Annotated in this window: 21 protein-coding genes and 1 pseudogene; 18 read left to right on the top strand and 4 right to left on the bottom strand. The window is 70.2% G+C overall.

Annotated features, from left to right (window positions below; all coding sequences use genetic code 11):
• The first annotated feature begins 44 nt into the window (after nucleotides 1-44).
• From ACZ4E1_RS06490 to ACZ4E1_RS06445, 10 genes and pseudogenes are all read left to right on the top strand, one after another.
• The gene (locus tag ACZ4E1_RS06490) at nucleotides 45-1181 is read left to right on the top strand and encodes an FAD-dependent oxidoreductase (RefSeq protein WP_467536422.1); all 1137 of its coding nucleotides are present in this window, start codon (nucleotides 45-47) and stop codon (nucleotides 1179-1181) included.
• Nucleotides 1178-2182: an amidohydrolase family protein gene (locus ACZ4E1_RS06485; protein ID WP_467536420.1), complete on the top strand. Its 1005-nt coding sequence runs from the start codon at nucleotides 1178-1180 to the stop codon at nucleotides 2180-2182. The genes ACZ4E1_RS06490 and ACZ4E1_RS06485 overlap by 4 nt, the downstream gene beginning before the upstream one ends.
• Nucleotides 2183-2188: 6 nt before the next feature.
• Nucleotides 2189-3127, top strand: a complete 939-nt coding sequence (locus ACZ4E1_RS06480; protein ID WP_467536418.1) for a VOC family protein — start codon at nucleotides 2189-2191, stop codon at nucleotides 3125-3127.
• Nucleotides 3128-3229: 102 nt separating this feature from the next.
• Nucleotides 3230-4201, top strand: a complete 972-nt coding sequence (locus ACZ4E1_RS06475) for a fumarylacetoacetate hydrolase family protein (protein WP_467536416.1) — start codon at nucleotides 3230-3232, stop codon at nucleotides 4199-4201.
• Nucleotides 4198-4356 (top strand): annotated as a pseudogene (locus ACZ4E1_RS06470) (3-oxoacyl-ACP reductase); the annotation flags it as partial. The gene ACZ4E1_RS06475 and the pseudogene ACZ4E1_RS06470, both read left to right, overlap by 4 nt.
• A 35-nt stretch (nucleotides 4357-4391) precedes the next feature.
• On the top strand, nucleotides 4392-4769 hold the full coding sequence (locus ACZ4E1_RS06465) for an Hsp20/alpha crystallin family protein (protein WP_467536413.1): 378 nt from the start codon (nucleotides 4392-4394) through the stop codon (nucleotides 4767-4769).
• A 105-nt stretch (nucleotides 4770-4874) separates the two neighbouring features.
• Nucleotides 4875-5270, top strand: a complete 396-nt coding sequence (locus tag ACZ4E1_RS06460) for a DUF2267 domain-containing protein (protein WP_467536412.1) — start codon at nucleotides 4875-4877, stop codon at nucleotides 5268-5270.
• Between the two features lie 59 nt (nucleotides 5271-5329).
• Nucleotides 5330-5770, top strand: a complete 441-nt coding sequence (locus ACZ4E1_RS06455) for a DUF2267 domain-containing protein (RefSeq protein ID WP_467536411.1) — start codon at nucleotides 5330-5332, stop codon at nucleotides 5768-5770.
• A gap of 114 nt (nucleotides 5771-5884) precedes the next feature.
• Entirely contained in the window at nucleotides 5885-6985 is a 1101-nt protein-coding gene (locus ACZ4E1_RS06450; RefSeq protein WP_467536409.1) for a glycoside hydrolase family 18 protein, read from the top strand.
• Between the two features lie 279 nt (nucleotides 6986-7264).
• The gene (locus tag ACZ4E1_RS06445; protein WP_467536407.1) at nucleotides 7265-7876 is read left to right on the top strand and encodes a GNAT family N-acetyltransferase; all 612 of its coding nucleotides are present in this window, start codon (nucleotides 7265-7267) and stop codon (nucleotides 7874-7876) included.
• 251 nt (nucleotides 7877-8127) lie between these two features.
• Here ACZ4E1_RS06445 and ACZ4E1_RS06440 read toward each other — a convergent pair whose 3' ends face one another.
• A complete protein-coding gene (locus tag ACZ4E1_RS06440; protein WP_467536405.1) occupies nucleotides 8128-8865 on the bottom strand; it encodes an alpha/beta fold hydrolase in 738 nt (245 codons plus the stop codon).
• A 130-nt stretch (nucleotides 8866-8995) separates the two neighbouring features.
• Here ACZ4E1_RS06440 and ACZ4E1_RS06435 point away from each other — a divergent pair, with 130 nt between their 5' ends.
• Entirely contained in the window at nucleotides 8996-9790 is a 795-nt protein-coding gene (locus ACZ4E1_RS06435; protein ID WP_467536403.1) for an IclR family transcriptional regulator, read from the top strand.
• 62 nt (nucleotides 9791-9852) lie between these two features.
• On the opposite strand, the gene ACZ4E1_RS06430 is transcribed toward ACZ4E1_RS06435, so the two are convergent.
• The gene (locus ACZ4E1_RS06430) at nucleotides 9853-12138 is read right to left on the bottom strand and encodes an FAD-dependent oxidoreductase (RefSeq protein WP_467536400.1); all 2286 of its coding nucleotides are present in this window, start codon (nucleotides 12136-12138) and stop codon (nucleotides 9853-9855) included.
• 171 nt (nucleotides 12139-12309) lie between these two features.
• On the opposite strand from ACZ4E1_RS06430, the gene ACZ4E1_RS06425 reads away from it, so the two are divergent.
• Together ACZ4E1_RS06425 and ACZ4E1_RS06420 are read left to right on the top strand one after the other, a co-directional pair.
• Nucleotides 12310-13665 (top strand): MFS transporter, encoded by a 1356-nt coding sequence (locus ACZ4E1_RS06425; RefSeq protein ID WP_467536398.1) that lies wholly within the window; start codon nucleotides 12310-12312, stop codon nucleotides 13663-13665.
• Nucleotides 13666-13700: 35 nt separating this feature from the next.
• Nucleotides 13701-14987: a BNR-4 repeat-containing protein gene (locus tag ACZ4E1_RS06420; protein WP_467536396.1), complete on the top strand. Its 1287-nt coding sequence runs from the start codon at nucleotides 13701-13703 to the stop codon at nucleotides 14985-14987.
• A 29-nt stretch (nucleotides 14988-15016) separates the two neighbouring features.
• Here ACZ4E1_RS06420 and ACZ4E1_RS06415 read toward each other — a convergent pair whose 3' ends face one another.
• Nucleotides 15017-15829, bottom strand: a complete 813-nt coding sequence (locus ACZ4E1_RS06415) for an RraA family protein (protein ID WP_467536394.1) — start codon at nucleotides 15827-15829, stop codon at nucleotides 15017-15019.
• A gap of 159 nt (nucleotides 15830-15988) precedes the next feature.
• Here ACZ4E1_RS06415 and ACZ4E1_RS06410 point away from each other — a divergent pair, with 159 nt between their 5' ends.
• The 5 genes from ACZ4E1_RS06410 to ACZ4E1_RS06390 all read left to right on the top strand — a co-directional run bounded on the left by ACZ4E1_RS06410 (nucleotide 15989) and on the right by ACZ4E1_RS06390 (nucleotide 22526).
• Nucleotides 15989-17263, top strand: coding sequence for an alpha-L-fucosidase (locus ACZ4E1_RS06410; protein WP_467536393.1), 1275 nt, complete (start codon nucleotides 15989-15991; stop codon nucleotides 17261-17263).
• A gap of 179 nt (nucleotides 17264-17442) precedes the next feature.
• A complete protein-coding gene (locus ACZ4E1_RS06405; protein WP_467536392.1) occupies nucleotides 17443-18687 on the top strand; it encodes an ABC transporter substrate-binding protein in 1245 nt (414 codons plus the stop codon).
• Nucleotides 18669-19580 carry a carbohydrate ABC transporter permease gene (locus tag ACZ4E1_RS06400; RefSeq protein WP_467536390.1) on the top strand — a complete coding sequence of 304 codons (912 nt, stop codon included), beginning with the start codon at nucleotides 18669-18671 and terminating at the stop codon, nucleotides 19578-19580. The genes ACZ4E1_RS06405 and ACZ4E1_RS06400 overlap by 19 nt, the downstream gene beginning before the upstream one ends.
• Before the next feature lie 10 nt (nucleotides 19581-19590).
• The gene (locus ACZ4E1_RS06395; RefSeq protein WP_467536388.1) at nucleotides 19591-20511 is read left to right on the top strand and encodes a carbohydrate ABC transporter permease; all 921 of its coding nucleotides are present in this window, start codon (nucleotides 19591-19593) and stop codon (nucleotides 20509-20511) included.
• A 41-nt stretch (nucleotides 20512-20552) separates the two neighbouring features.
• Nucleotides 20553-22526: a right-handed parallel beta-helix repeat-containing protein gene (locus ACZ4E1_RS06390; protein WP_467536387.1), complete on the top strand. Its 1974-nt coding sequence runs from the start codon at nucleotides 20553-20555 to the stop codon at nucleotides 22524-22526.
• A 96-nt stretch (nucleotides 22527-22622) separates the two neighbouring features.
• Here the strand turns inward: ACZ4E1_RS06390 and ACZ4E1_RS06385 are convergent, their stop codons facing one another.
• A complete protein-coding gene (locus tag ACZ4E1_RS06385) occupies nucleotides 22623-23381 on the bottom strand; it encodes a GntR family transcriptional regulator (RefSeq protein ID WP_467536385.1) in 759 nt (252 codons plus the stop codon).
• Nucleotides 23382-23423 lie beyond the last annotated feature (42 nt).

Here is a 23423-nt window from a genome sequence, read left to right as displayed (position 1 = left end):
CTGCTTGAACGGCAACCTCCTTGAGCGACAAAGGGAGTTCTTCCATGAGCACACCCCGCACCGTCCTCGTCATCGGCGGTGGCGCGGCCGGCAACGCCGCGACGATCCTGCTGCGCCGCGCCGGGATCGCGGTCGATCTGATCGAGGCCACAGACGACTGGAACGCCACCGCGGGCTCCGGCATCACCCTCCAGGGCAACGCCCTGCGCGTCCTGCGCGAACTCGGCGTGTGGGACCAGGTGCAAGCGTCCGGCCACGGCTTCGGCGCGGTCGGCATCACCGCGCCGGACGGCACCGTCCTGCACGTCGCCGAGGACCTGCGCACCGGCGGCGACGACCTGCCCGCCACCGTCGGCATGCAGCGCCCCCGGCTTCAGCGCATCCTCAGCGACGCGGTCCGCGACAGCGGCGCCGACGTCCGCCTCGGCGTGCGCGCCACCACTCTGGACCAGTCCAGCGACGAGCCCGGGGTCGCCGTCCGCTTCACCGACGGGACCGAAGGGCACTACGACCTGGTGATCGCCGCCGACGGCCTGGGTTCCACGACCCGCGCCGCCATCGGCGTCATGGACCGGCCCGAGCCCACCGGCATGGCCATCTGGCGCGTCGCCGCACCCCGCCCGGCCGGTGTGACCCGCACTGACCTCGCCTACGGTGGCCCCGCCTACATCGCCGGCTACTGTCCCACCGGCCCGGACACGATCTACGCGTACGTAGTCGAGGCCAACCGCGATCGTGCCTCCATCCCGCCCGGCGCGTACGCGGACGAGATGCGCGCCCTGGCACAGCACTACGGCGGCCACTGGCCCGAGATCACCGCACACATCACCGACCCGGCCCAGGTCAACTACACGTGGTTCGACCGGATGCTGGTCGAGGGCTCCTGGCATCGCGGCCGTGTCGTCCTCGTCGGCGACGCCGCGCACTGCTGTCCGCCCACCCTCGCCCAGGGCGCCGCCCTGTCCCTGGAGGACTCCTGGGTGCTCGCGCAGCTCCTGACCTCGTCCGACGCCTGGGACGACGCACTGTTCCAGGCGTACTACGAGCGGCGCGTGACGCGTGTGCGTCCCGTCGTGGACGCCTCCGTCCAGATCGGCCAGTGGCAGCTCGACGGCGTCCGCGACGCCGACGTGCCCGGTCTGATGGGCCGCACCATGACGATGCTGCGGGAGCTGCCGTGACGACCCCGCCCACGGTCGACGTGCACGCGCACGTCCTGCTGCCCGAGATCGAGGCCCTGGTGGACGGCCTGCCGGGTCATGCCGAGGCCCGGGCCCTGGACGCCCGCCGGAACGGACCGGACGCGCTGCGCGTCAACGGCCCGATGATCGGGGACCGCATCCCCCGCCTCACTAGTCCGGCGGCCCGGCTCGCGGCGATGGACGCACAGGGCGTGGACATCCAACTGGTCAGCCCCTCCCCCTCGCACTACCACTACTGGGCCGACGAGGAGACGGCCGAGAAGGTGTACCGGCTGGCGAACGAGGCGACCGCCGCGCACTGTGCGGCCGCACCCGACCGGCTGCGCGGCCTCGGTCTCGTGCCCCTGCAACACCCCGCACCGGCGGTACGCGCACTCGACCACGCACTCGCGCAGGGCCTGGAAGGCATCGAGATGTCCAGCCACTCCCCGGGGCGAGAACTGTCCGACCCGGCCTACGAACCCTTCTGGGCCAGGGCGGCGGACACCGGCGCGATCGTCTTCCTGCATCCGTTCGGCTGCACCCTCGACGAGCGCCTCGACCGGTGGTACCTGTCCAACTCCGTGGGCCAGCCCGCCGAGAACGCCGTCGCCCTCTCCCATCTGATCTTCTCCGGCGTCCTCGACCGCCATCCGGGCTTGCGGATCATCGCGGCACACGGAGGCGGCTACCTGCCCACCCACATCGGACGCGCCGACCACGCGTGGCAGGTCCGCTCCGACGCCGGGGCCGGATGCGCCCACCCGCCGAGCAGTTACCTCAGGCGTCTCTACTTCGACTCCCTGGTCCACGACCCGGGCGTGCTGCGGGAGTTGGTGCGCGTGGCCGGCGCGGATCGCGTGCTGCTCGGTTCCGACTTCCCCTTCGACATGGGTTCCGATGATCCCCTCGGCGCCTTGCGCGCCGCCCGCCTGCCCGACGCCGACTTCGAGGCGGTGCGCGGCGGCACCGCGGCCGCCCTCTTCCTCCGGAAGGACTGATCCGTCATGAGCAACCGTCTGCTCACCCATCTGCGGCACGTCGACCTCGCCGTGCCCGACTACGACAAGCAGCTCGACTTCTACGCCGGCGTCTGGGGCCTGACCAAGGTCGCCGAGGACTCCGGCATCTCGTTCCTCGCCGCCGAGGGCAGTCCGGAGCAGTACGTGATCCGCCTGCGCAAGGCCGACGAGAAGCGCCTGGACCTCGTCTCCTACGGTGCCGCCTCCGCCGCCGACGTCGACACCCTCGCCGAACAACTGCTCGCCGGCGGCGTCCAGCTGATCTCGCGGCCCGGCACGGTGGACACCCCCGGCGGCGGCTACGGCTTCCGGTTCTTCGACGTCGACGGCCGCACCATCGAGATCTCCGCCGACGCCGAGGTCAGGCGGCACCGCAAGATCGAGGAGAAGGAGGCCATCCCGGTCAAGCTCTCCCACGTCGTCCTCAACTCCCCCGATCTCGACCGGACCCGGCAGTGGTACGAGCGCCACCTCGGCTTCGCCCTGTCCGACACGCTGTCGTCGCCGCACATGGGCGAGGTCATGCACTTCATGCGCATCTCCAACCAGCACCACTCGATGGCGATCGCGCGCGGTCCGCACACCTCCCTGCACCACGTCTCGTTCGAGATGCGCGGCCTGGACGAGTACATGCGCGGCTCCGGCCGCGTAATGCGCGCCGGGTACCGGAAGATCTGGGGCCCGGGACGCCACATGGCGGGCGACAACACGTTCACGTACTTCCTCGACCCGCACGGCAACACCGTCGAGTACACGACCGAGTTGGAGTGCCTGGACGAGGACACCTGGCACCCGCACGTCTACGACTTCTCCCGGCCCGAGGTCACCGACCAGTGGGGCACCGCGAACCCGATGAACGAACTGGTCGCCAAGGAGTCGTTCAACGACCCGGACCGCGGCGTCTTCGTCGCTCCGCCCGTCTGACCCTCCGCCCTCGAACTCCGGGGGCGCGGCGGCCTGCCCATGCCCTGACTCCGCCGTCCGCGCCCCCGGCCCCTGCCCCTGCCCCTGCTGCCAGGAGCCCTCATGCGATTCGCCACCTACGCACACCAGCACCGCACCCGCGTCGCCGTCGTCGAGGCGGACGGCACCCTCTACCCCCTGCCCGGCACCGCGTCGCTCGCCGATCTGGTGCGCACATGCGGCGGACTACCCGGCCTCCTCACCGCGGGAGTCGCCGCCCTGGACGTGCCGCCCGGCCCGCACGTTTCCCAAGTGCGGTTGCTCCCCCCGCTCCAGCCGACGTCCGTACGCGATTTCGTCACCTTCGAGGAACACGTGGAGGGCGTACGCCGCTCGGTCGACGGCACGAGCGGCGTACCGGAGCAGTGGTACGAGGCCCCCACCTTCTACTTCACCAACCCGCACGCGATCTACGGAAGCGGCGACCCCATCCCCGTGCCGCCCGGCTGCACCGCCTTCGACTACGAGCTCGAAGTCGCCGCCGTCATCGGCCGCGAGGGCCACGATCTCACCCCGGAGCAGGCGCGCGACCACATCATCGGCTACACGGTCTTCAACGACTGGTCCGCGCGCGACCTCCAGTCCGCCGAGATGAAGGTCGGCCTCGGCCCCTGCAAGGGCAAGGACACGGCCGGCACACTGGGCCCGTACCTCGTCACCGCCGACGAGCTCGACCGGCACCGGGACGGCGACGGCTTCCTGCGTCTCGCGCTCACCGCCGAGATCAACGGGGAAGTGGTCGGCAAGGACCTGCTGTCCAACATGAGCTGGACCTTCGAAGAGATGGTCGCCTACGCCTCGCGCGGCACCCGGGTCATGCCCGGTGACATCCTCGGCTCGGGCACCTGCGGCAACGGCGGCTGCCTCGCCGAGCTGTGGGGCCGGCGCGGCGAACAGTTCCCGCCGCCGCTGAAGCCCGGTGACACCGTCACCCTCACCGTGGAAGGCATCGGCAGCGTGTCCAACACCGTCGTGCCCGGCACGGAGCCGCTGTCACTGACCGCAGGCCGGCGCCGGTCCCGGGAGCGGCCGTGAGCGACCTGCGCCCCCAGCGGCTCCTGGGCAAGGTGGTCGTCGTCACGGGGGGGGCGGCCCGAGGCCAGGGAGCCGCCGAGACAGAGGCACTCGCCCGGGAGGGCGCTCGGGTGATCGCCACCGACGTACGGCCGGACGGCGGCTGCCGTCGCCTCGCTTCCGTGAGCTGGACCGGCTGACGCAGCAGCTGATGGGCCCGGCGACCTGGTCCAGGCCGTCGGCGATGCCGATGGACGCCTACCGCGAGGGCGACGAGTACGTGGTGGCCTTCGATCTCCCCGGCGTCACCGCCGACGCGATCGACATCGACGTCGAGCGGAACATGCTGACGGTCAAGGCCGAGCGCCGGCCTGTGGCGAAGGCCGACGACGTGCAGATGGAACTGTCCGAGCGGCCGCTGGGAGCCTTCTCCCGCCAGATCGTGCTCGCCGACACTCTCGACACCGAGCACATCAAGGCCGACTACGACGCCGGCGTGCTCACCCTGCGCATTCCGATCGCCGAGCGCGCCAAGCCCCGCAAGATCTCCATCGGCGTCGGGACCGGCCACAGGGAGATCTCCGGCTGACACCGGCCGGACAGGTGCGGAGGACGGACACCTGATCTCCCCCTCTATCCCGCCCTCCGCACCCCGCGGGAGTTGTTCGAAGAACGACAAGGGGTGGCGGCCGAGATGACTCTGCGACGCGAAGCCTTCCTCGACCACGTCCAAGAACGTGGCCGGTACGGCACTCGGGAGGAAGCCGAACGCGCGGCCCGCGTGGTGCTCGCCCTGCTCGGTGCGCACCTGGTCGGCGAAGTCCGCGCCCGGCTCGCGGCACGCCTGCCGGAGGAATTCGCCCTGATCCTGCTCAACCCTCTGCAGAGCGCCGAACCGCTCTCGCCGGAGCGGTTCGTGCGAGCGACCGCGGCGTGGATCGAGGGTGCCACCGAGCAGACCGCAACCTGGGACGTCAGCGCCGTGCTCTCCACGGTCGCCGACACCGCCGCAGACGACCTCCTCAAGGAGATCCTGCTCCAGCTCCCCGCAGGCTATGACCTGCTCTTCGGCCGCCCCCAGCCCAGCTGACCACCGGTGCCACGCACCGGCACCGTCCAACCCTGGCTTGACGAAAGGCATGCACCGCAGTGACCACCGACGTGCGCGTACCGCTCAACCACCAGCAGCCGTTCGGTACGACGTATCAGCAGATGCTGGAGAAGGTCCGCTACGAAGGGGCCTACCCCACCCGCGAGCGAGCAGACGAGGTCGTCCGCCTGGTCCTTTCGGGGCTGGGCCGCCAGCTGACCGGCGACGAACGCGTCGACCTGGCCGCCTGCCTGCCCCTGGAGGCCGCACGTGTCCTGACCTCGCAGATCCCCGACCTCCAGCCGCTCACCGGCTGGGCTTTCGTCAAGGACCTCGCCGCCCGCTCCGGCACCTCCTTGGCCACCACCCGCTGGGACACCGGCTCCGTCTTCGCCGCCGTCGCCACCTACGCCGGCCCCCACCTCATGGCCCGCATCCTTCACCAACTCCCCACCGGCTACGCCCTGCTGTTCGGCCAGGCCGAACTCAACGCGGCCTGACGGGCGTCCAGATCGTCCAGGAGGTAGGGGGCCTGATTCCCGGTCCACACGCACTTGCCGAGTTGGTATGTACCTGCCACGCTGCGCGTACCCCCCTGTTTCCCGGAGGACCGCATGCGTCACAGGAACAGACCCAGGCCCCGAATCCTCGCCGTACTCGCCCTGCTCGCTGCCGCGTTCGTCCCTCTGACCTCGACGCCCGCGTCGGCCGCCACTGCCTCGCCGCAGATCTACGGCGCCTGGCACTGCGGGAACGACGCCTGCATCTGGGGCACCGTACGCAGCGTCAGCGAGTTCGACGCGCAGAACCACTGGCTGATCGACCGCGGCGACGGGCGGCCGTCCGTCAATCTCGTCGTGCTGAGTTTCATCGAGCCGCAGAAACTGCTGCGGCGGGTCAACGACTCCACCACCGCGGGCGGCGTCCCCAAGGGCATCACCCCGGAGATCGTGAACTACTTCACGTCCCGCGGGATCCGCGTCATGCTCTCCATCGGCGGCATCACCTACACCGACGCATGGGACGCCGCGCTCGCGGAGGACGCGCGGCAGCTCGGGCTCAACGCCGCCGCCGTCGCCTCACAACTGGGCGTCGGCATCGAGATCGACTACGAACAGAACACCGCCCCGAACCTGACAGGGCTGCAGACCTTCATCGACGCCTACCGTTCCGTCCACGCGTACGACGCCTCGGGCTCCGACCCCGCCGCACGGCTCACGATCGACACGGCCGCCGGCGACCGCTGGCTGATCGGCGTCAACAGGAAGGCCACCACCGACTGGCTGCGCACCGACACCCCGGTCCTGGACTACGCCAACGCGATGGTGCCGGCCCGCCAGCCCTCCACCAGCTCCGCGATCGCCAACTGGCAGGAGCACGTGGACGGCAAGCCCACCTACTCGCCGCCGGTACCGCCACTCGCTCCCGCCAAGTTCACCGGCGCCGTCTACATCAGCGACCAGAGTAAGACACTGCCCGAGTGCACGGACTTCGCGAACTCACTGCAGAAGTCCACGGGTGCGTTCACACAGACCGTCGCGCCGAACGGCGCGGGCAGCACTTCCGGGATGCTCGGCCACATGTTCTGGGCCGCGGAGAAGCCGTCCACGCGCGGCTCGGGAACTGTGCCGCCGAACACCTGCGAAGGTGGGGTGGGAGCAGGAGCGACGGCATACTCGATACCGCTGCCGATGCCGCCCCTGCGCCAGAACTGACGGCTCGGGGGCCAGGGAGTCCCGCGCCTGCGGCCCGCGCCCCGGCTGCCGCTCTCAGTCCTGGGAGCCCTGCACTGCCTCCTTCCCAGAGTGACACCCAAAGCCGCGTGCGGCGTTCGAAAACTGGCAGGGCCCACGGGCGGCACTCCCGTGGGCCCGGCGTTTCATCTGCGACTTGGCGATCGGGTCCGTAGATCCGGGCGCAACCTAGCATCGAGCTTTTGTACTAGTGCAATTGCTAGTTGCCTCTAGTGTAAACGCGCGTCTAAGGTGTCGATCATGACAGCGAAGACGCCCACACCCGTGGCCTTGACCGGCAACCACGTCCGCCTCGAACCGCTGACGCGCGGCCATCTCGGCGATCTGTTCGCCGCGGGCGGCAACGACGACGCGGTGTGGCAGTGGCAGGGCGGCCCGACGCCCACGACCGAGGCGGAACTCGCCACCAAAATCGACGATGTCCTCAACGACGAGCTCGTCGCCCTGCCCTTCGCGGTCGTGCTCCTGGAGACCGGCCGCGCCGTCGGCTGGACCACCTACCTGGACGTCAGCGAGCAGGACGAAAGTCTCGAGATCGGCTGGACCTGGTACGGCCGGCATTACTGGCGCTCGGCTGTGAACACCGAGTCCAAGCTGCTGCTGCTCACACACGCCTTCGAGGAACTGGGCATGGGACGGGTCCAGTGGAAGACGGACCACATGAACCAACGGTCGCGGGCTGCGATCGCCCGGCTCGGGGCCCAGCCCGAAGGCATCCTGCGGCGCCACCGGCAACGGCCGGACGGGACCTTCCGGGACAGCGTCTACTTCTCCATGCTCGCCGACGAGTGGCCGGCGGCCAAAGCCGGGCTGCATGCGAGGCTGGCCAAGTACGCGGTGCAGAACGACTGATCACGCCTGCCCTGCGGTGCATCTCCAGTGGGAGGCCTTCTGCTCGTCGGGGAGGAGCCTCTGAGCCTCTGAGATGACGGAGCCGGTGCCGTTCATGTTGGAGAAGAGGCCATCCGCGGAGGTTGCCCTGTTCCTGACGTGGGCCAGCAGGGCCTGAGTACGCGTCCTCAGACCCGTACCGTCGCCGAGGTCTTCGACAAAAAGTGCCGACAAGCACGATGTGGCGGTTGCCTGAAGCGTTGAGGGAGTCATCACGTGTGGTTCTTGCGCAGGAAGGTCTCAAGCCGTTCGACGAAGCCTGGTGCTGCGGCAACGAAGTGACCGGCGCCCGGATGCACGCTGCGCTCGCCGCTGAGCGCATGCGCTAGGGCATCGCAGATCCGCTCAAGCGGGGCCGCGTGACCTCCGGACGTGACCAGCACCGGGATACCGGCCTCCCGGAGCACGTCGAGTGGTGGGCGCGCCTCGCTGGTCGGCCGGGCGCCGTACGCCCGTCGAACGGCAGCGACCACGTTGTCGGGCAGAGGGCCGTCGTCGATGTGCGCCCCCGTGAGACGCAGGAACTCTCTCAGCGGGGCCGGGGCGGTATCCATGCCGTGGGCGAGGACCAGATCCCCGAGGCGCCCGAGCCGTACGACTTCGGGATCGTCGGGCACAAGGTAGTGGAGAGGAGGCTCGATCAGGGTGAGCGAGCGCACGCTGTCCGGTCTGGCAGCGGCTGCGATCAATGTCCCGAGAACGCCGTAGGAGTGGGCGACGACATGCGGGCGGCTGTCGAGCAGCGGCGCCAGGTCCAGGGCGTCCACTGCGAAGTCCTGACCCTCTTGCGGTGGCGGGCTCGGGGGATGGCCGCGTCGATAGGCGTAGGCCAGCGTCCACCGGTCGGCCAGTGGACCGACAGGGCCCCACGTCGTCCGCGGTCCCGCACCGCCGTGCACGAACAGGACCTCAGGCCCGGAGCCATCACGTACCACCACGATCTCGCTCACGCGGCGAGCATAACGAGGCACTTGAGCTTCGAGTATCGCCGGTCGTGGTGGTCCAGGGGCGACCCCCTCCCCGCGTGATCGCGATATGGTGATGCACAGTGTGCAAGTCGCATGCAGACAGAGGAGCGGCATGGTTACTCGGGCGACCGACGCGGGGACGAACCAGAGTGTGGAACGAGCCGTCGCGGTGCTGCGCGCGCTGGATTCGGGGCGGGCCGAGCTGCGGGTGTCCGACGTCGCCGAACTGACCGGGCTGGGTTCCTCCACGGCGTCGCGGCTGCTGTCCACCCTGGAGCGGCTCGACATGGTCGAGCGGGACCCGGTGAGCAGTCTGTACCGGCTGAGCCTCGGCACGCTGCCGCTCGCCGCGACCGCCGTCAACCGGCATCCCGTCCACCGCGCGGCGCGCATGGTGCTGCAGGAGCTGGCGGCGCGGACCGGGCTCGGCGCGAATGTCGCTGTGCGCCGCGGGAACGTGCTGATGTTCCTGTGCAACTTCGAAGGGGCGCGCGCCCCGAAGTCGTACACGCAGGCCGGGCACACCGCGCCGCTGCACGCGACCGGTATCGGCAAGTGCCTGCTGTCCGGGCTGTCCCCCAAGGAGCGGCGCAGGCTGCTGACCGAACCGCTCGAGGCGCACACGGAGTTCACCACCGTCAGCCACGACCTGCTCGACGAGGAGCTCGCGGCCGTGCGCCGGAGCGGGTACGCCGTGGAGGCCGAGGAGCGGGCGCTGGGCCGGGCCGCGCTGGCGGCGCCGGTGCGTGACGCGTCGGGCGAGGTGGTCGCCGCGGTCTCCCTGTGGGGGCCGACCTCCGTGCTCGGCGGGCAGGACGCGCAGGGGGTTCCCGAGGCGCGGACGGCGCTGGCGCGTGAGGTGATCGAGGCGGCGGACGCCGTCAGTCAGGCGCTGGGCGCCGTGTGAGAACGGCCCGGCCGGCCCTTGTGCGCAGGGGCCGGCCGGGCCGGGTGTTCAAAGACAGGCTCCTACTCCCCGTACGCCTTGAACGCGACGACGTGGGCGTGCCGGGCGCCGTGCGTCGCGTCCACCCTCAGCCGCAGGCCGCTCGTGCGGACCGGGGTGTCCAGGCGGTGGATGCGGTGGCGGCGGCGGTTGTCGGTCACGGCCAGCAGGGTGTGCCAGGTGCCGTCGGGTTCGAGGGCCTGGACGCGGTAGTCGCGGACGAGTTCCGGCATGATCTCGAACGGGGTGCGGTGGCGGTGCAGGTTGTTGAGGTACTCGTCGACGTCGTCGTCGAACACCACGCGCACTTCGGCCAGTTCCCGCTCCCGGTCCCAGTCCAGGCGCAGCCACTCGTCGGCCCGATCGGGGTCGGCCAGCGGCTGTGAGGACCACATCTGAGGGCCCGCGTAGGGGCGTTGGAAGCCCCCGACGGCCTGTTCGGGGACGAAGGCGCGGGTGTCGGGGGCGGTCCTGAAGCAGAACGTGTGGCGGCGCAGCCCGCGGGCCTGCCACTCCAGGACCAGCTGACCCTCCTCCTCGGGGATGTCGTGGTCGACGGCCGCGTCACCGTCGGCCTGGCGGCGCAGGGCGAGGACACCGTCGACGCGTTCGGGGAGCAGGACCAGCGCCGTGTCGGGGCAGGCGCGGACGATCAGAACGGCGTTGCCGGGGGTGTCCGGGCGGTGATCGAGGCGGGCGGTGACCCAGTGGGGGCCGCCCGGCGGGACGGTCACGGTGGTGGTGGACAGGTGGTCGGCGGGGACCGTGTTCTCTGGGCGGCCCGTGCCCCACAGCTCCACGGTGAGCTCCCGGCCGTCGTCGGGGGCGCCGTGGACGAGCAGGTCGACCGTGTCGAGTGCGGGGTCCACCGGCAGGACGAGCGCGAGGTCGCGGGTGAGAGGGTACGGCTCGCCGGGCGCGGCCTGCGTCGGCTCGGCGGCGAGGCGGCGCAGGTGGGAGGAGGCGCTGACCCGGGCGGAGCGGGCGAGGTCGGCGGGGTCGTCGTCGCGTATGCCGATGACCGAGGCGTCCTGCTTGAGGAGCGTGCGGCGTACCTTCTCGGGGTGCTTGTGCGCCAGCTCCCGCGGGGTCAGGCCTTCGGTGACGCAGAGCGCGGCGGCGGTCCCGGCGGCCTCGCCGAGCGTGGCGCAGGTCGCCATCACGCGGGTGGCGCCGAAGGCGATGTGGGTGGCGGAGATGTTGCGGCCGGCGAACAGCAGGTTGGTGACGTTCACCGAGTACAGGCTGCGCAGCGGGATGTGGAAGATGCCGTCCGCGTAGCGCTGGCGGGCGCCGGGTTCGTCGGCGTACATGCCCTGGACGGGGTGGAGGTCCACGGACCAGCCGCCGAAGGCGACCCGGTCCTCGAACGGCCGCTGTTCAAGGATGTCCTGCTGGGTGAGGACGTAGTCGCCGACGAAGCGCCGGTACTCGCGCTTGCCGGGGATGCTGCCGACCCATTCCAGGGTGAGGTTGGCGGCGTCGGGGAACTCGCCCGAGTTCTTGATGTGGTCCCAGATGCCCATGATGACGGCCTGGAGTTCGTCGCGGATGCGCTCGTTGTCGTGGACGGTGTCGAGCTCGCCGCCCCATTCGATCCACCAGTAGTCGCAGCCGTTGTCGCCGGTGCGCAGGACGCGGTTGCGCAGGATCGGCGTGGCCGACAGGTCCTTGGCGTGGGCGGGCGGTACGAACTTGACCGGGTGGCCCGCGTCCTTGGTGTGGAAGAGGATCGTCGAGCCGAGCAGCGCCTCGTCGGCCTCTTCGGGGGCCCAGGGCTCGCCGTGCTCGGAGCGGGCCTCGCGGCCGGTGCGGTGGCGGGCGCCGGCGAGATGGCCGAGCAGGCCGTCGCCGGTGCAGTCGAGGAACTGCTGTGCGTGGAAGGTGATGCGTCGTTCCGACCCCATCATCCAGCCGGTGCATGAATGCAACTCACGTGCATCATGTGGGCCGCTGGCGTCGACCTCGCGGACGTCGGTGTTCAGGTACAGGTCGAGGAGCGGTTCGGCGAGGACCGCGTCGAGGACGACCTGGTCCCAGTAGTACGGGTTGCCTTCGGGGTTGCGGTACTGGTTCTCGGTGTAGAGCTCGCCCATGATGCCGGTCTCCCGCGCCCACCGGTGCACCCCGTGCGCGGTGGCCCCGCACACCCATACGCGCACTTCACTGCTGGCGTTCCCGCCCAGCACGGGCCGGTTGTGGACCAGGGCGACGCGGCGCCCGAGCCGGGCGGCGGCGATGGCCGCACACGTTCCCGCGAGCCCGCCGCCGATGACGGCGATGTCGTAATGGGCCTCTTCTTCCCGCACGGTGCGGCCTCCTCGGTGTGATGCTGGGATACGGCCATGAACGTACATCACATGCATATTGTGCAACTACTGTTCAGCCAGTGGGATCTGCTGTAAGTTCGCGCCGCAGCGGAGGGCGAACAGCAACCTCCGCGTGCCGGACAGAGCCGCGCAGAAGGCAGGGTGAGCAGGATGACCGACGAGACGACGCAGTACAGACCACGTCCGCGCGATGTGGAGGGCACCGCCGGGGGCACCGGCGACACGGGCCGTCAGGCCGATGCCGCCGGGCTGCGCAAGGTGATGGTGGCCGCGGGGCTCGGCCACTTCGTCGAGTGGTTCGACTTCGGCATCTACGGCACCCTCGCGGTGATCCTGGCCCACCACTTCTTCCCCTCGGGCGATCCCCAGGCCGAGCTCCTGTCCACCTTCGCCGTGTTCGGTGCCGGTTTCGTGATGCGCCCGCTCGGCGGCCTGTTCTTCGGTTCGCTCGGCGACCGGATAGGACGCCAACGCACCCTGGCGATCGTCGTCCTCGCCACCTCGGCCTCCACGCTCGCGATGGGCCTGCTGCCCACCCACGCGACGGTGGGCGCGCTCGCCCCCGCACTGCTCGTCCTGTGCCGGCTCCTCCAGGGGTTCGCGGCGGGCGGGGAGAGCGCCGGCGCGACCACACTGCTCGCCGAGTACGCCCCCGAACGCCGGCGCGGCTTCGTCACCTCCTGGATCGACGCCTCCGGCTTCGCCGCGTTCGTCGCGGGCTCCGGCATCGTGCTGCTGCTGTCGGCCGCGCTGCCCGGCAACGCCATGGACGACTGGGGCTGGCGACTGCCGTTCCTGCTGGCCGCGCCGCTCGGCATCGCCGGCGTGTACCTGCGCACGCGCCTGGAGGACAGTCCGGAGTTCCGCAAGCTCAAGAGCGAGGGCAACCACTCCCGCTCCCCGCTGCGGGAGAGCTTCGCCACCGCCCGCACGGCCATGCTGCTGTGCACCGGCTTCATGCTCGTCAAGGCCGTCGGCCACTGGGCGCTGCAGACCTTCATGCCGGGCTATCTGCAGACCACGCTGGAGTTCAGCCGCGTCCAGGCCTTCGCCATCACCACCGCCGGGCTCTTCGTGGTGGCCGCCGCGGTGCCGTTCATGGGCGCGCTCTCGGACCGGGTCGGCCGCAAGCCGCTGCTGATCACGGGCTGCGCCGGGTTCGTGCTCCTGTCCTGGCCGGCGTTCTGGCTGCTCAGCCGCGGCAACGCCGTCCTCGCCGGGGTCGCGATGATCGTGCTCGGCCTGTGCATCGCCGCCTTCGACGGTGCCATCTCCGCGGCGCTCGCCGAGCTCTTCCCCACCCGCGTGCGCTACGGCGCCATGGCCGTCTCCTACAACCTCGCCACGGCGCTGTTCGGCGGCATGACCCCGTACTTCGCGACCTGGCTGATCGGCGCCAGCGGCTACGACCTCTCGCCCGCCTTCTACCTGATGGTCGTCGCCCTCGTCTCCGGCGCCGTCGTGCTGCGCGCCCGCGAGACCGCGCCGCTGCGGCCCGCCGCCTGACCCCCTGCCCACCCACGACCCCGAAGGAGTCAACCGTGCGACATGTCGGCGCCCGCGCGTTCACCACGTCGGCCGCGGCCCTCACCGCCGCGCTCACGTTCGCCGCGACCGCTCAGGCCACCACCGCGACGACCGTGGTCGAGAAGGTCCCGTACGCCATGGACTCGTCGAACCAGGCCGCCTGGTGGACCCCCGCGGCCACCTACAAGGGCAACGGCGAGTACACGTACTTCGCGTTCAACGAACCCGGCACGACCGCGACCACGCACCGCCCGGCCGTCGCCCGCCGCGCCCCGGACGGCACCTGGAGCCGGCTCCCGCTGCTCAAGAGTGACGGAACGCAGGCCGAGTACACCGACGACAACGGCCACAGCCAGCCCTCCGTCGCCCGCGACGGCAGCGGCCGGCTGCACGTCTTCACCTCCATGCACTGCGACACATGGCGCTACTTCCGCTCCGACACGGCCGGCGGCGCCCTGACCGATCACGCCGGCGGACTGCCCGACCAGGGCGCCGGCATCACCTACCCCGTGCTGACGACCGCCCCCGACGGCGACCTGTACCTGGCCGCGCGGGTGGGCTGCGGTGCGGACCAGCGTCCCGGCAAGCTCTACCACTGGGACAACGCCACCGCGACGTGGAGCGTGGTCGCCACCTTCGGCTCCGCCCTGAACCGTTCCGTCTATCCCGACGACCTCCAGGTCGACGCCGCCGGTCGCGTCCATCTCCTGTACGAGTGGTCGAAGGCCCCCGCGTCCGGCTTCCGCCACCAGCTCTCGTACCTCCGCTACGACCCGGCCACCGGGGAGTTCGCGGACCACACCGGTGCCGCCGTCACCGTCCCCACGACCCCCGACACCTCGGACGTCCTCCAGGGCCTGACCGCCGGCGAGGAGTGGAGCACCGACAACACCGGCTACACCGGGCCCGCGGTGCAGAGCGCCAAGCTGACCCTCGACGGCTCGACGCCCAAGGTCGCCTTCCGCTACCGCTCGGCCGACAGCGCGGGCGACTTCCGGGTGTACTACGCCTACCCGAGCGGCGGCGGCTGGGCGCGGCAGACCGTGTACGCGGGCGGCCAGACCGCCGCCGCGGTCGGCATCACCTGGGACGGGACGGAGGGCAAGCGCGTCTACTACGTGACCGCCGCGGGAGCCGACCGCGTCTTCGTGGCGACCGAGGCGGGCGGCGCCTGGACGTCGTCATCGGTCACTCCGGGCCTGACGGCGGACCGGCTCGCGGTGCGACGGGACGCGGACGGGCAGGACGTGCTCTACCTGCCGGACACCTCCCACAACGCCCTCTACTACGCCCGCCGTTGAGGCCGGACCCGGTCCGGGGCGAGGCCGCCTCAGGTCACGGGCTGCCTGCTCGCCAGGTACTCCTCCAGGCCCTCGCCCGTGAGCGGGTAGTAGTCGGACAGGCGCCCGCCCTCGTCGAGCCGGCGGCGGGCGAACGCCTCGCGGTCCTGGTGCAGCAGCGCGTCGTCGGCCAGCGGGATCGCGCTGTGCTGCGGCACCACGACCGCGCCGTCCTCGTCGGCCACGATCAGATCGCCCGGGGTGACCAGCACGCCGCCCACCCCGACCGGCACGTTGAACGCCGCGGGGAACAGCTCGGTCTGCGAGGCGTAGTGCGGTGTGACACCCGTGCACCAGATCGGCACCCCGAGGGCCCGGACCCGGGCCGCGTCCCGCACCCGACCGTCGACCACGATGCCCGCGCCGCCGCGCAGCTTGAAGTAGCGCACCAGCATGTCGCCGAGACAGCCGGTGAAGTGGCTGCCGTGGGCCGACACCACCAGCACGTCGCCGGGCCGGATGGACTCGAGAACGCCCCACAGCGCCGTGTGGCGCTCGGCGTCCTCCTGCTCCGCCCCGTTGAAGACGTCCTCGCGGCGCGGCAGGAACTGCAGGGTCACGGCGCCGCCGGTGACCTTGACGTCCGGCTCGCGGTGCAGCGGCACCGGGCCGTCGATGAAGGTCCGGGTGATGCCCATCTGATGTAGCTTCGCGCAGGCCGTCGCCGCGCTCACGTCCTCGAGCGCCTCCACCATGCGCGCGGTCGGCCGTGCGAAGGGCGCGGTGTGCACCGGCGCCCTCATCGACTCGTAGATCCGGGTCTCCCCCGTCGACGGCGTTCCTCGATCCCTGCTCGGGTTCATTCACTTGCCTCTCCGCGTGCTCCCCGCACGCAACGCCAGTGACAGCATCGCCTATCGATGGTAGATAACAGCCAATCGATTAGTGATGTCAATGCCATCAGTCAACGCCCTCAGGAGTCCTCCGTGCCCTCCTCACCCTCCAGGCCTGACTCACCCTCCGTGCCCCGCGCGCCCGCCGGCTGGTTCGAGGCCGCACGCTTCGGACTGTTCGTCCACTTCGGCCTCTACAGCCTCGCGGCGCGGCACGAGTGGGTGCGCAGCCGTGAGGCCATGTCCCAGCCGGCGTACGACCGTTACCTCGAGCATTTCGACCCGGACCTCTTCGACGCCCGGGAGCTGGCGCGGGCCGCGCGCAGGGCCGGGATGCGCTACGCCGTGCTGACCGCGAAGCACCACGACGGCTTCTGCCTGTTCGACTCGGCGCACACCGACTACACCTCGGTGCGGGCCAAGGGCCGGGATCTGGTGGCCGAGTTCGCCGACGCGATGCGCGCCGAGGGGCTGCGGGTCGGTCTGTACTACTCGCTGTTGGACTGGCACCACCCGGACTTCCCCGTGGACGAGCACCATCCGCTGCGCGGCACCGGGGCGGCCGGCGAGCCGCGGGATCTGGCGCGCTACCGCTCGTATCTGCGGGCGCAGGTGCGGGAGTTGCTCACCGGGTACGGACCCGTCGATCTGCTCTTCTTCGACTTCTCGTACCCCGGGATGGGCCCCGAGGAGTGGGGTGCGCGCGAAATGCTCGCCATGGTGCGGGAGTTGGCTCCCGGCATTCTCGTGAACGACCGGCTCGGTGTCCCCGGCGACTATGTGACGCCCGAGCAGTACCAGCCCGATCGCCCCGTGGAACGGGACGGTGTCCCGGTGATGTGGGAGGCCTGCCACACCCTCAACGGCTCCTGGGGCTACGACCGCGACAACCACGACTACAAGGACCCCGCGCTGCTGGTGCGGATGCTGGTGGAGTCGGTCGCGTGCGGCGGCAATCTGCTGCTCAACGTCGGGCCCACCGGCCGTGGCGCGCTGGATCCGCGGGCGCAGGACATCCTGCGGGCGATCGGCGAGTGGACCCGGCTGCACGGACGGGCGGTGCACGGCGCGGGACCGAGCCCGCACCGGGCACCCGCGAACGCCCTCTACACGCAAAGCGGGCGCCGCCTCTACCTGCATCTGCCGGCCTGGCCGCTGCGCCATGTCCATCTGCCGGGGCTCGCCGGCCGGGTGTGCTACGCCCAACTCCTGCACGACGGCTCGGAGATCGGCTTCGAGGAGATCGACGGGGCGCGGCACGAGCACAACAACCTGGCTCCCCCGGGCCGGCCGGCGGGCACGCTCACTCTGACGCTCCCGGTGGCGCGGCCCGATGTGCTGCTGCCGGTGGTCGAGCTGTTCCTCGACGAGGACCCGGGAAAGCGGTTGCCGCAGCACTCTTGAACATGCGCGGGCGGCCCCCCTAGCATCAGCAATCGATAGACGATTACTGGCTCGCGTGGCAGCCGCATCTCACATCCCGCGACCCCTCCCCCTTCGGCCGGACCCCTCGTACCACTCGTCACGAGCTCCGTCCGAACATGACCTATCGATTATCTACGACTCGCAATGGAGCGTGTCCCATGAGAGCAATGTGGCGCCGGACCTGTGCGCTCGCCGTGGCTCCGCTGGTGATGGCGTCGGCCGTCGCCTGCGGCGGCGGGTCCGACCAGGCCGCGGAGGGCACCACCCTCCGCGTCATCGTGAACATCACGCCGAACCTGACGGAGAAGTACTGGAACGACCTCTTCGCGAAGTACGAGAAGGCGCACCCCGGCGTGACGGTCAAGCTCGAACTGACCGGCACGGTCGCGGCGGACGCCAAGCTGCGCCAGGACCTGGCGGCGGGCGATCCGCCGGACGTCGCACAGCAGATCACGCCGACGGCCGACACCGCCTCGCTCTTCGCCGATCTGTCCGACCAGGCCTGGGCGGCCAAGACCCCGCTCGCCGAGCAGTACAAGGTCGACGGCAAGCAGTACATGGCCGGGGTGGGCGAGCAGATCCAGTCGCTCGTCTTCTACAACAAGGCGGCCTTCGAGAAGGCGGGCCTGGACGCCACGGCGATCAGGACCATGGGCGACTTCACCGCTGCCATGGGCAAGCTCAAGGGCGCCGGCTACGCGCCGCTGCAGACGGCGGGCCAGTGGGTGACCGGCGGCCAGTTCTCGATGATGGCGGACGCGGGCGTGCTCACCGCCGACCCGAAGTGGACGGCGAAGCGCAATGCGAAGAAGACGACGTTCGCGGGCAGCGGCTACGTCCCGTATCTCAAGGCGTACAAGAGCTGGATCGACAAGGGGTACCTCCAGAAGAGCGCGCTCGGCGTCACGTACGCGGACGGCCAGACGGCCTTCCTGAACGGCAAGTCGGCGATGTACATCATGGGTTCGTTCTTCGTGCCGGCCGCCGACGCCGCGAAGAAGAGCGACGACATCGGGGTGTTCACGATGCCGACCGACGGGGCGTACCCGTCGGGTCAGTTCGGCAACGTCTCGAACCCGTACGTCGTGGTGAACAAGTCGCCGCACAAGGCCGAGGCGATCGAGTTCGTGAAGTGGGCGACGACCGACCCGGAGGCCATCAAGAGTCAGCTCGCCTCCGACGCGAACCTGCGCCAGGGCTTCTCGTACCCGATGTCGAGCCTGGGCACATCGGTGCAGAAGATCCTCGACAAGGCGCCGTCGGTGATCGTGAAGTCGGGTGAGAACCAGCCGGTCACCGGGTTCAGCGACGAACTCAACAAGCAGATCCAGTCCCTGTACACGGGCGCGTCCCCGAAGGCCGTCGCGGACGGATTGGACAAGTGGTGGAACTCTCAGCAGTGACCCGGGGGCGGCGGCGGGCTCGCCTCCGCGAGTCCGCCGTCTCCCTCGGCATGATGGGCCCGGCGGTCCTGCTCTACACGGTGATGACGGTCGTGCCGGTCGGCGTGGCCGTGTATCTGAGCCTGACCGACTGGGACGGCTTCTCGAGCGCCGCGTTCATCGGGTTCGACAACTACACGCACCTGTTCGACGACCCGAGTTCGACGGACGCCTGGTACGTGACCGGTCTGATCTCCGTGGCCGGCACGGTCCTCATGGTGGGCCTGGGACTCGTGTACGCCCTGGCCCTCAAGGGGAAGTCGCGCACGAACTCGTTCTTCCGGGCGGTCGCCTACTTCCCGCACGTGATCAGCGCGCTGATCCTCGGCTACCTGTGGGCGGCGATCCTCGGCACGAACGGCGCCGTCAACAACACCCTCGCCAAGTTCGGCATCGAGCCGGTCGGCTTCCTCTTCGACGAGAAGTTCGCGCTCGTCTCGCTGATCGCGGTCATCGTGTGGGCGGGCTTCGGCTTCAACGTGGTGCTGTTCGTGGCCGCGTTGCAGACCGTGCCGGCCGAGCTCCTCGAAGCCGCCGCGATCGACGGCGCGAACAAGCGGCAGATCAATCTGCGGGTCGTGATCCCGATGATCGCGCCGGTGGTGACCGTGGCGACGGTGCTCGACCTGGTGGGACTCATCCGGGCCTACGACCTCGTGGTGAGCCTCACCGGCGGTGGTCCCGCCGGGTCCACGCAGACGTTCACATATCTCATTCTCGCCCGGTCCTTCGAGGGCACCAAGGTCGGTTACGCGACCGCTCAGGCGGTGTTCCTGATGGTGGTCTCCGCCGTGCTCGCCCTCCTCGTGACGGCGCTGCGCAACCGGCAGGACCAGGCAGCGACGGGTCGGTGAGGAGCCGGTGGTGGTCGTAACAGAGGCGCTCACGACGCGCAAGGGCGACAAGCCGAAGGGCCGGCCGCCCGAGCAGGACGACACCGTGCGGGCGGAGCGCGAGGGGACACGCTCCCCGATGCGCTGGGTACTGCTGAGCGTCCTGTTCGTCGTCATGGTCGTGCCGGTCTATCTGCTGGTCGTCAACGCGTTCAAGTCGCAGCAGGACATCCTGGACAACCCGTTCTCGATTCCCCTGTCCGGTCTGACCTTCGAGCACATGGCGGCGGCGATCAGCAGCCCGCAGTTCAATGTGATCGGCGGCTACGGGTTCACGCTGTTCCTGGTCGTGATCGTGGACGTGCTGTGCATCGCGCTCGCGGGCCCTGCCGCGTACGCGATCGCGCGCAGCCTGAAGAAGCGCACGCAACTGGTGCTGCTGTACTTCCTGGCCGGGACGTTCATCCCGGGTGCCGCGGTGATCATCCCGGTGATCTACGTGCTGCGCGAGATCGGCCTGGCCAACACGGTGACGGGTCTGGTCGCGCACGACGTGGCGTCGACGCTGCCGGTGAGCATCTTCCTGTTCGTCGGGTTCATCCGCACGATCCCGGTGGACATCGACCACGCGGCGACGATCGACGGCGCGGGCCGCTACCGAACGTTCTGGACCATCATCTTCCCGCTGATGCGTCCGGCGGTCGTCACGGTCCTGATCCTCAACTCCATCGGGATCTGGAACGACTTCGTCTCCCCGCAGATCCTGCTCAGCCCGTCCTCCGGGCACTACACGGTGACGACGGCGATCTACGCCGGCATCAGCCAGTACTCGACGGACCTGACGAAGGTGTTCCCCAACCTTCTGCTCGCCGTCGCGCCCGTCGTCATCTTCTTCATCTACATGCAGCGCCACATCATCAGCGGTCTCACGGTCGGCGCCGTGAAGGGCTGACCTCCGCGTTGTCCGTCGACCTCGGAAGAAAGGATCACGGAGTGTCCAGGAGAGGGAAACATCTGTCCGCGGCCGCCCTGCTCACCGCGCTGACAGTGGTCGCGGCCGGTCATCCGGCCGCGGCCCATCCGCCCAAGTCCCAGGCGGGCAGGACCTATTACGTCGGCCCGTACGGCGACGACGCGAACGACGGCGGCAACGCCACGTACCCCTTCCGGCACATCCAGAAGTGCGCGGACGTCATGGTGCCCGGCGACACGTGCGAGATCGTCTCGGGTTCGTACGAGGAGACGGTGGTCCCGGCCCGGTCGGGCACCGCCGAGCTGCCGATCACGTACAAGGCCGCGGTGGGCGCCGACGTCACGGTGAACGGGGCCTCGCGGCTGACCGGCTTCGATCCGGTCACCGCCGCCGATGTCACCGAGATCGCGAAGAGCGATCCGTTCGCCGCCGGCTCGCAGTTCAGCGACGCGGTGGCGGCCGGGCACATCTACAGCACGGACGTGGACCTCGGCACGGATGTGTCGACGGTCCAGGTGTTCACCGACAAGAAGATGGACATCGAGGCCCAATGGCCCTATCCCGGCCTGGACCTGCTGGGACCCACGCTCCAGTACGCCGGTGCGGGCAGTGCGAACGCCACGATCTCCGACGCGGCCCTGACCCGCCCCGCGGGGTACTGGGACGGCGCACGCGCCCTCACCGGCTACTGGTACATCTCGGCCACCGGCACCGTGAAGAGTTCGGCGGTCGGCTCGGTGACGCTCGACGCGGCGCCGCCGTGCGTGCACAAGGTCGTCCCCGGCGAGACCCGGTACTCCCTCTCCGGGAAGATCGGCGAACTCGCCCGCCCCGGCGAGTGGTTCTACGACCCGACGGCCAAGAAGCTGTACGTGTACGGGGACGACGATCCGGACAACCACCGGGTGGAGGCCAAGCGGCGCACCCTGGGCTTCGACCTGACGAACACCAGCCACACGACCGTGAAGGGCATCAAGCTCTTCGCGACGACCGTGCGGACGGGCGACACGAGCACGGGTGTGACCCTGGACGGCATCAAGGGCCAGTATCTGTCGCACTACACGGACATCACGCGCGGCGCGACGGACTGCGGCACGACGGTGACGCGGGGCGTCACGGACACGGGCCTGATCATCAACGGCACCCACAACAAGGTGGTCGACAGTGATCTGTCGCTGAGCGCGGGCAACGGCATCGCGCTGCGCGGCCAGAACAACACGGCCACCGACAACGTGATCCACGATGTGGACTACATGGGCACGTACTCGGCCGGCATCGCCGTGCAGGGCAACAGCCAGACGGTCACCCACAACACGATCGCGCGGGTCGGCCGCAGCGGCATCAACCTGCAGTGGAACACCGTGGAAGGGCTCGAACCCGGCAAGGACGTCATCGCGTACAACGACGTCTCGGGGTACGCGCGGCTCAGTCTCGACGTCGCCGCGATCTACACCTGCTGCAGCGCGTACATGATGGGCTCGTCTCTCGACCACAACGTGCTGCACGACCCGGATCCGAGCACCAAGTCGTCGACGTTCGGCATCTCGGGCATCTACGCCGACAACGGTCAGAGCAACCTGGTCATCGCGAACAACGTGGGCTGGGGCAACCGCGAGGGCACGGTGATGCTCAACGGTCTCGGGACCGGGTCGCACGACAACCTGGTCGCGGGCAACACCGGCGGGATGACCCTCTTCTACGTGAAGGAGCCGGGGCAGTCGACCGGCACGAAGATCTACAACAACATCGGGACGATCCGGGGCCTGAGCGGCGCGACCGACGGCGGACTCGTCCTGTCGAACAACCTGCCCCCGGAGGCCGATCCGCTGTTCGTCGACGCGGCGGCGCACGACTACCGGCTGCAGGACGGCTCACCGGCACGCAACGCGGCGATCGCCCTGCCGGGCATCAACGACGGATCGACCGATCCGGTGCCGAGCCTGGGCGCCTACCAGCACGGAGCGCCCCGGTGGACCGCGGGAGCCCGCGGTTAGCCGAATGACAGGGCCGGACCGCCAGCCGGACCGCACGGCCGAGGCCCGAGCCGGGATTCCGGCTCGGGCCTCGGTCGTCGTGCTGTCGGGGAGGCGTCAGGGGTTCTTGGCCGCGGCCTTCCGCGGCTTCTTCGCCGCCCCGGCCGCCCTGGGCGCCCTCTTCGCGCGGGCGTCCGGGACCGGCCCGCGGCCGGCGGCGTGGTCGGCGAACGCCGCGGCCGCCCTCTCCGCGTCGCCGGCCCGCAGCAGCTCGACGAGGCGGCCGTGCTCGTCGGCCATGGCGCTCCAGTCGCCCTCGAAGAGCGGGTCCGAGATGGCGCGCAGGGCCCGCAGGCTGGGCTCGATGACCTCCCACATGCGGGCCAGGAACGGGTTGCCCGCGATCTGGCTGACCAGCGTGTGGAACTCGATGTCGGCGTCCCGGAACCGGCTCACGTCGTGCGCCGCGACCGCGGCCCGCATCCGCTCGACCAGCGCGTCGAGCTCCCGCAGATGGTCGTCGGTGAGGTGCTCGGTGGCGAGCTGGGCGGCCAGCCGCTCCAGCGGTTCGCGCACCTGGCGGGCGTACTCGGCGTCCTGCGAGGAGATCTCGACGACGAAGTGCCCGCGGCGCGGGACATGCATGAGCAGGCCCTCGCGGGCGAGCCGCTTGACCGCCTCGCGCACCGGGGCCTGGCTCACGCCGAGGCGCCGCGCGATCTCCGACTCGACCACGCGCTCGTTCGGCCCGAGGTCGCCGTCGACGACGGCCTGGCGCAGCAGGTCGTACACCTGGTCCGAGATCAGGGTCTTGCGGAAGCGGTCCTTGTTGGTGGCCAGCGTGGAGACGAATCCAGCCGACGCATTCGATGTCATGAATTCCCAATCGTGCGACGGGGCGAGCCGGTTGTCCCATGA

This window comes from Streptomyces sp. NPDC025806 (genome assembly GCF_055558275.1).
This window is presented reverse-complemented; position numbering and strand designations above follow the sequence as displayed.

Excerpts from the sequence above, each read along its gene's own strand:
- ACZ4E1_RS06490 (WP_467536422.1), top strand. The coding sequence starts at position 45 with ATGAGCACACCCCGCACCGTCCTCGTCATCGGCGGTGGCGCGGCCGGC.
- ACZ4E1_RS06480 (WP_467536418.1), top strand. The coding sequence starts at position 2,189 with ATGAGCAACCGTCTGCTCACCCATCTGCGGCACGTCGACCTCGCCGTG.
- ACZ4E1_RS06475 (WP_467536416.1), top strand. The coding sequence starts at position 3,230 with ATGCGATTCGCCACCTACGCACACCAGCACCGCACCCGCGTCGCCGTC.
- ACZ4E1_RS06465 (WP_467536413.1), top strand. The coding sequence starts at position 4,392 with ATGGGCCCGGCGACCTGGTCCAGGCCGTCGGCGATGCCGATGGACGCC.
- ACZ4E1_RS06460 (WP_467536412.1), top strand. The coding sequence starts at position 4,875 with ATGACTCTGCGACGCGAAGCCTTCCTCGACCACGTCCAAGAACGTGGC.
- ACZ4E1_RS06450 (WP_467536409.1), top strand. The coding sequence starts at position 5,885 with ATGCGTCACAGGAACAGACCCAGGCCCCGAATCCTCGCCGTACTCGCC.
- ACZ4E1_RS06445 (WP_467536407.1), top strand. The coding sequence starts at position 7,265 with ATGACAGCGAAGACGCCCACACCCGTGGCCTTGACCGGCAACCACGTC.
- ACZ4E1_RS06435 (WP_467536403.1), top strand. The coding sequence starts at position 8,996 with ATGGTTACTCGGGCGACCGACGCGGGGACGAACCAGAGTGTGGAACGA.
- ACZ4E1_RS06425 (WP_467536398.1), top strand. The coding sequence starts at position 12,310 with ATGACCGACGAGACGACGCAGTACAGACCACGTCCGCGCGATGTGGAG.
- ACZ4E1_RS06415 (WP_467536394.1), bottom strand. The coding sequence starts at position 15,829 with ATGAACCCGAGCAGGGATCGAGGAACGCCGTCGACGGGGGAGACCCGG.
- ACZ4E1_RS06405 (WP_467536392.1), top strand. The coding sequence starts at position 17,443 with ATGAGAGCAATGTGGCGCCGGACCTGTGCGCTCGCCGTGGCTCCGCTG.
- ACZ4E1_RS06385 (WP_467536385.1), bottom strand. The coding sequence starts at position 23,381 with ATGACATCGAATGCGTCGGCTGGATTCGTCTCCACGCTGGCCACCAAC.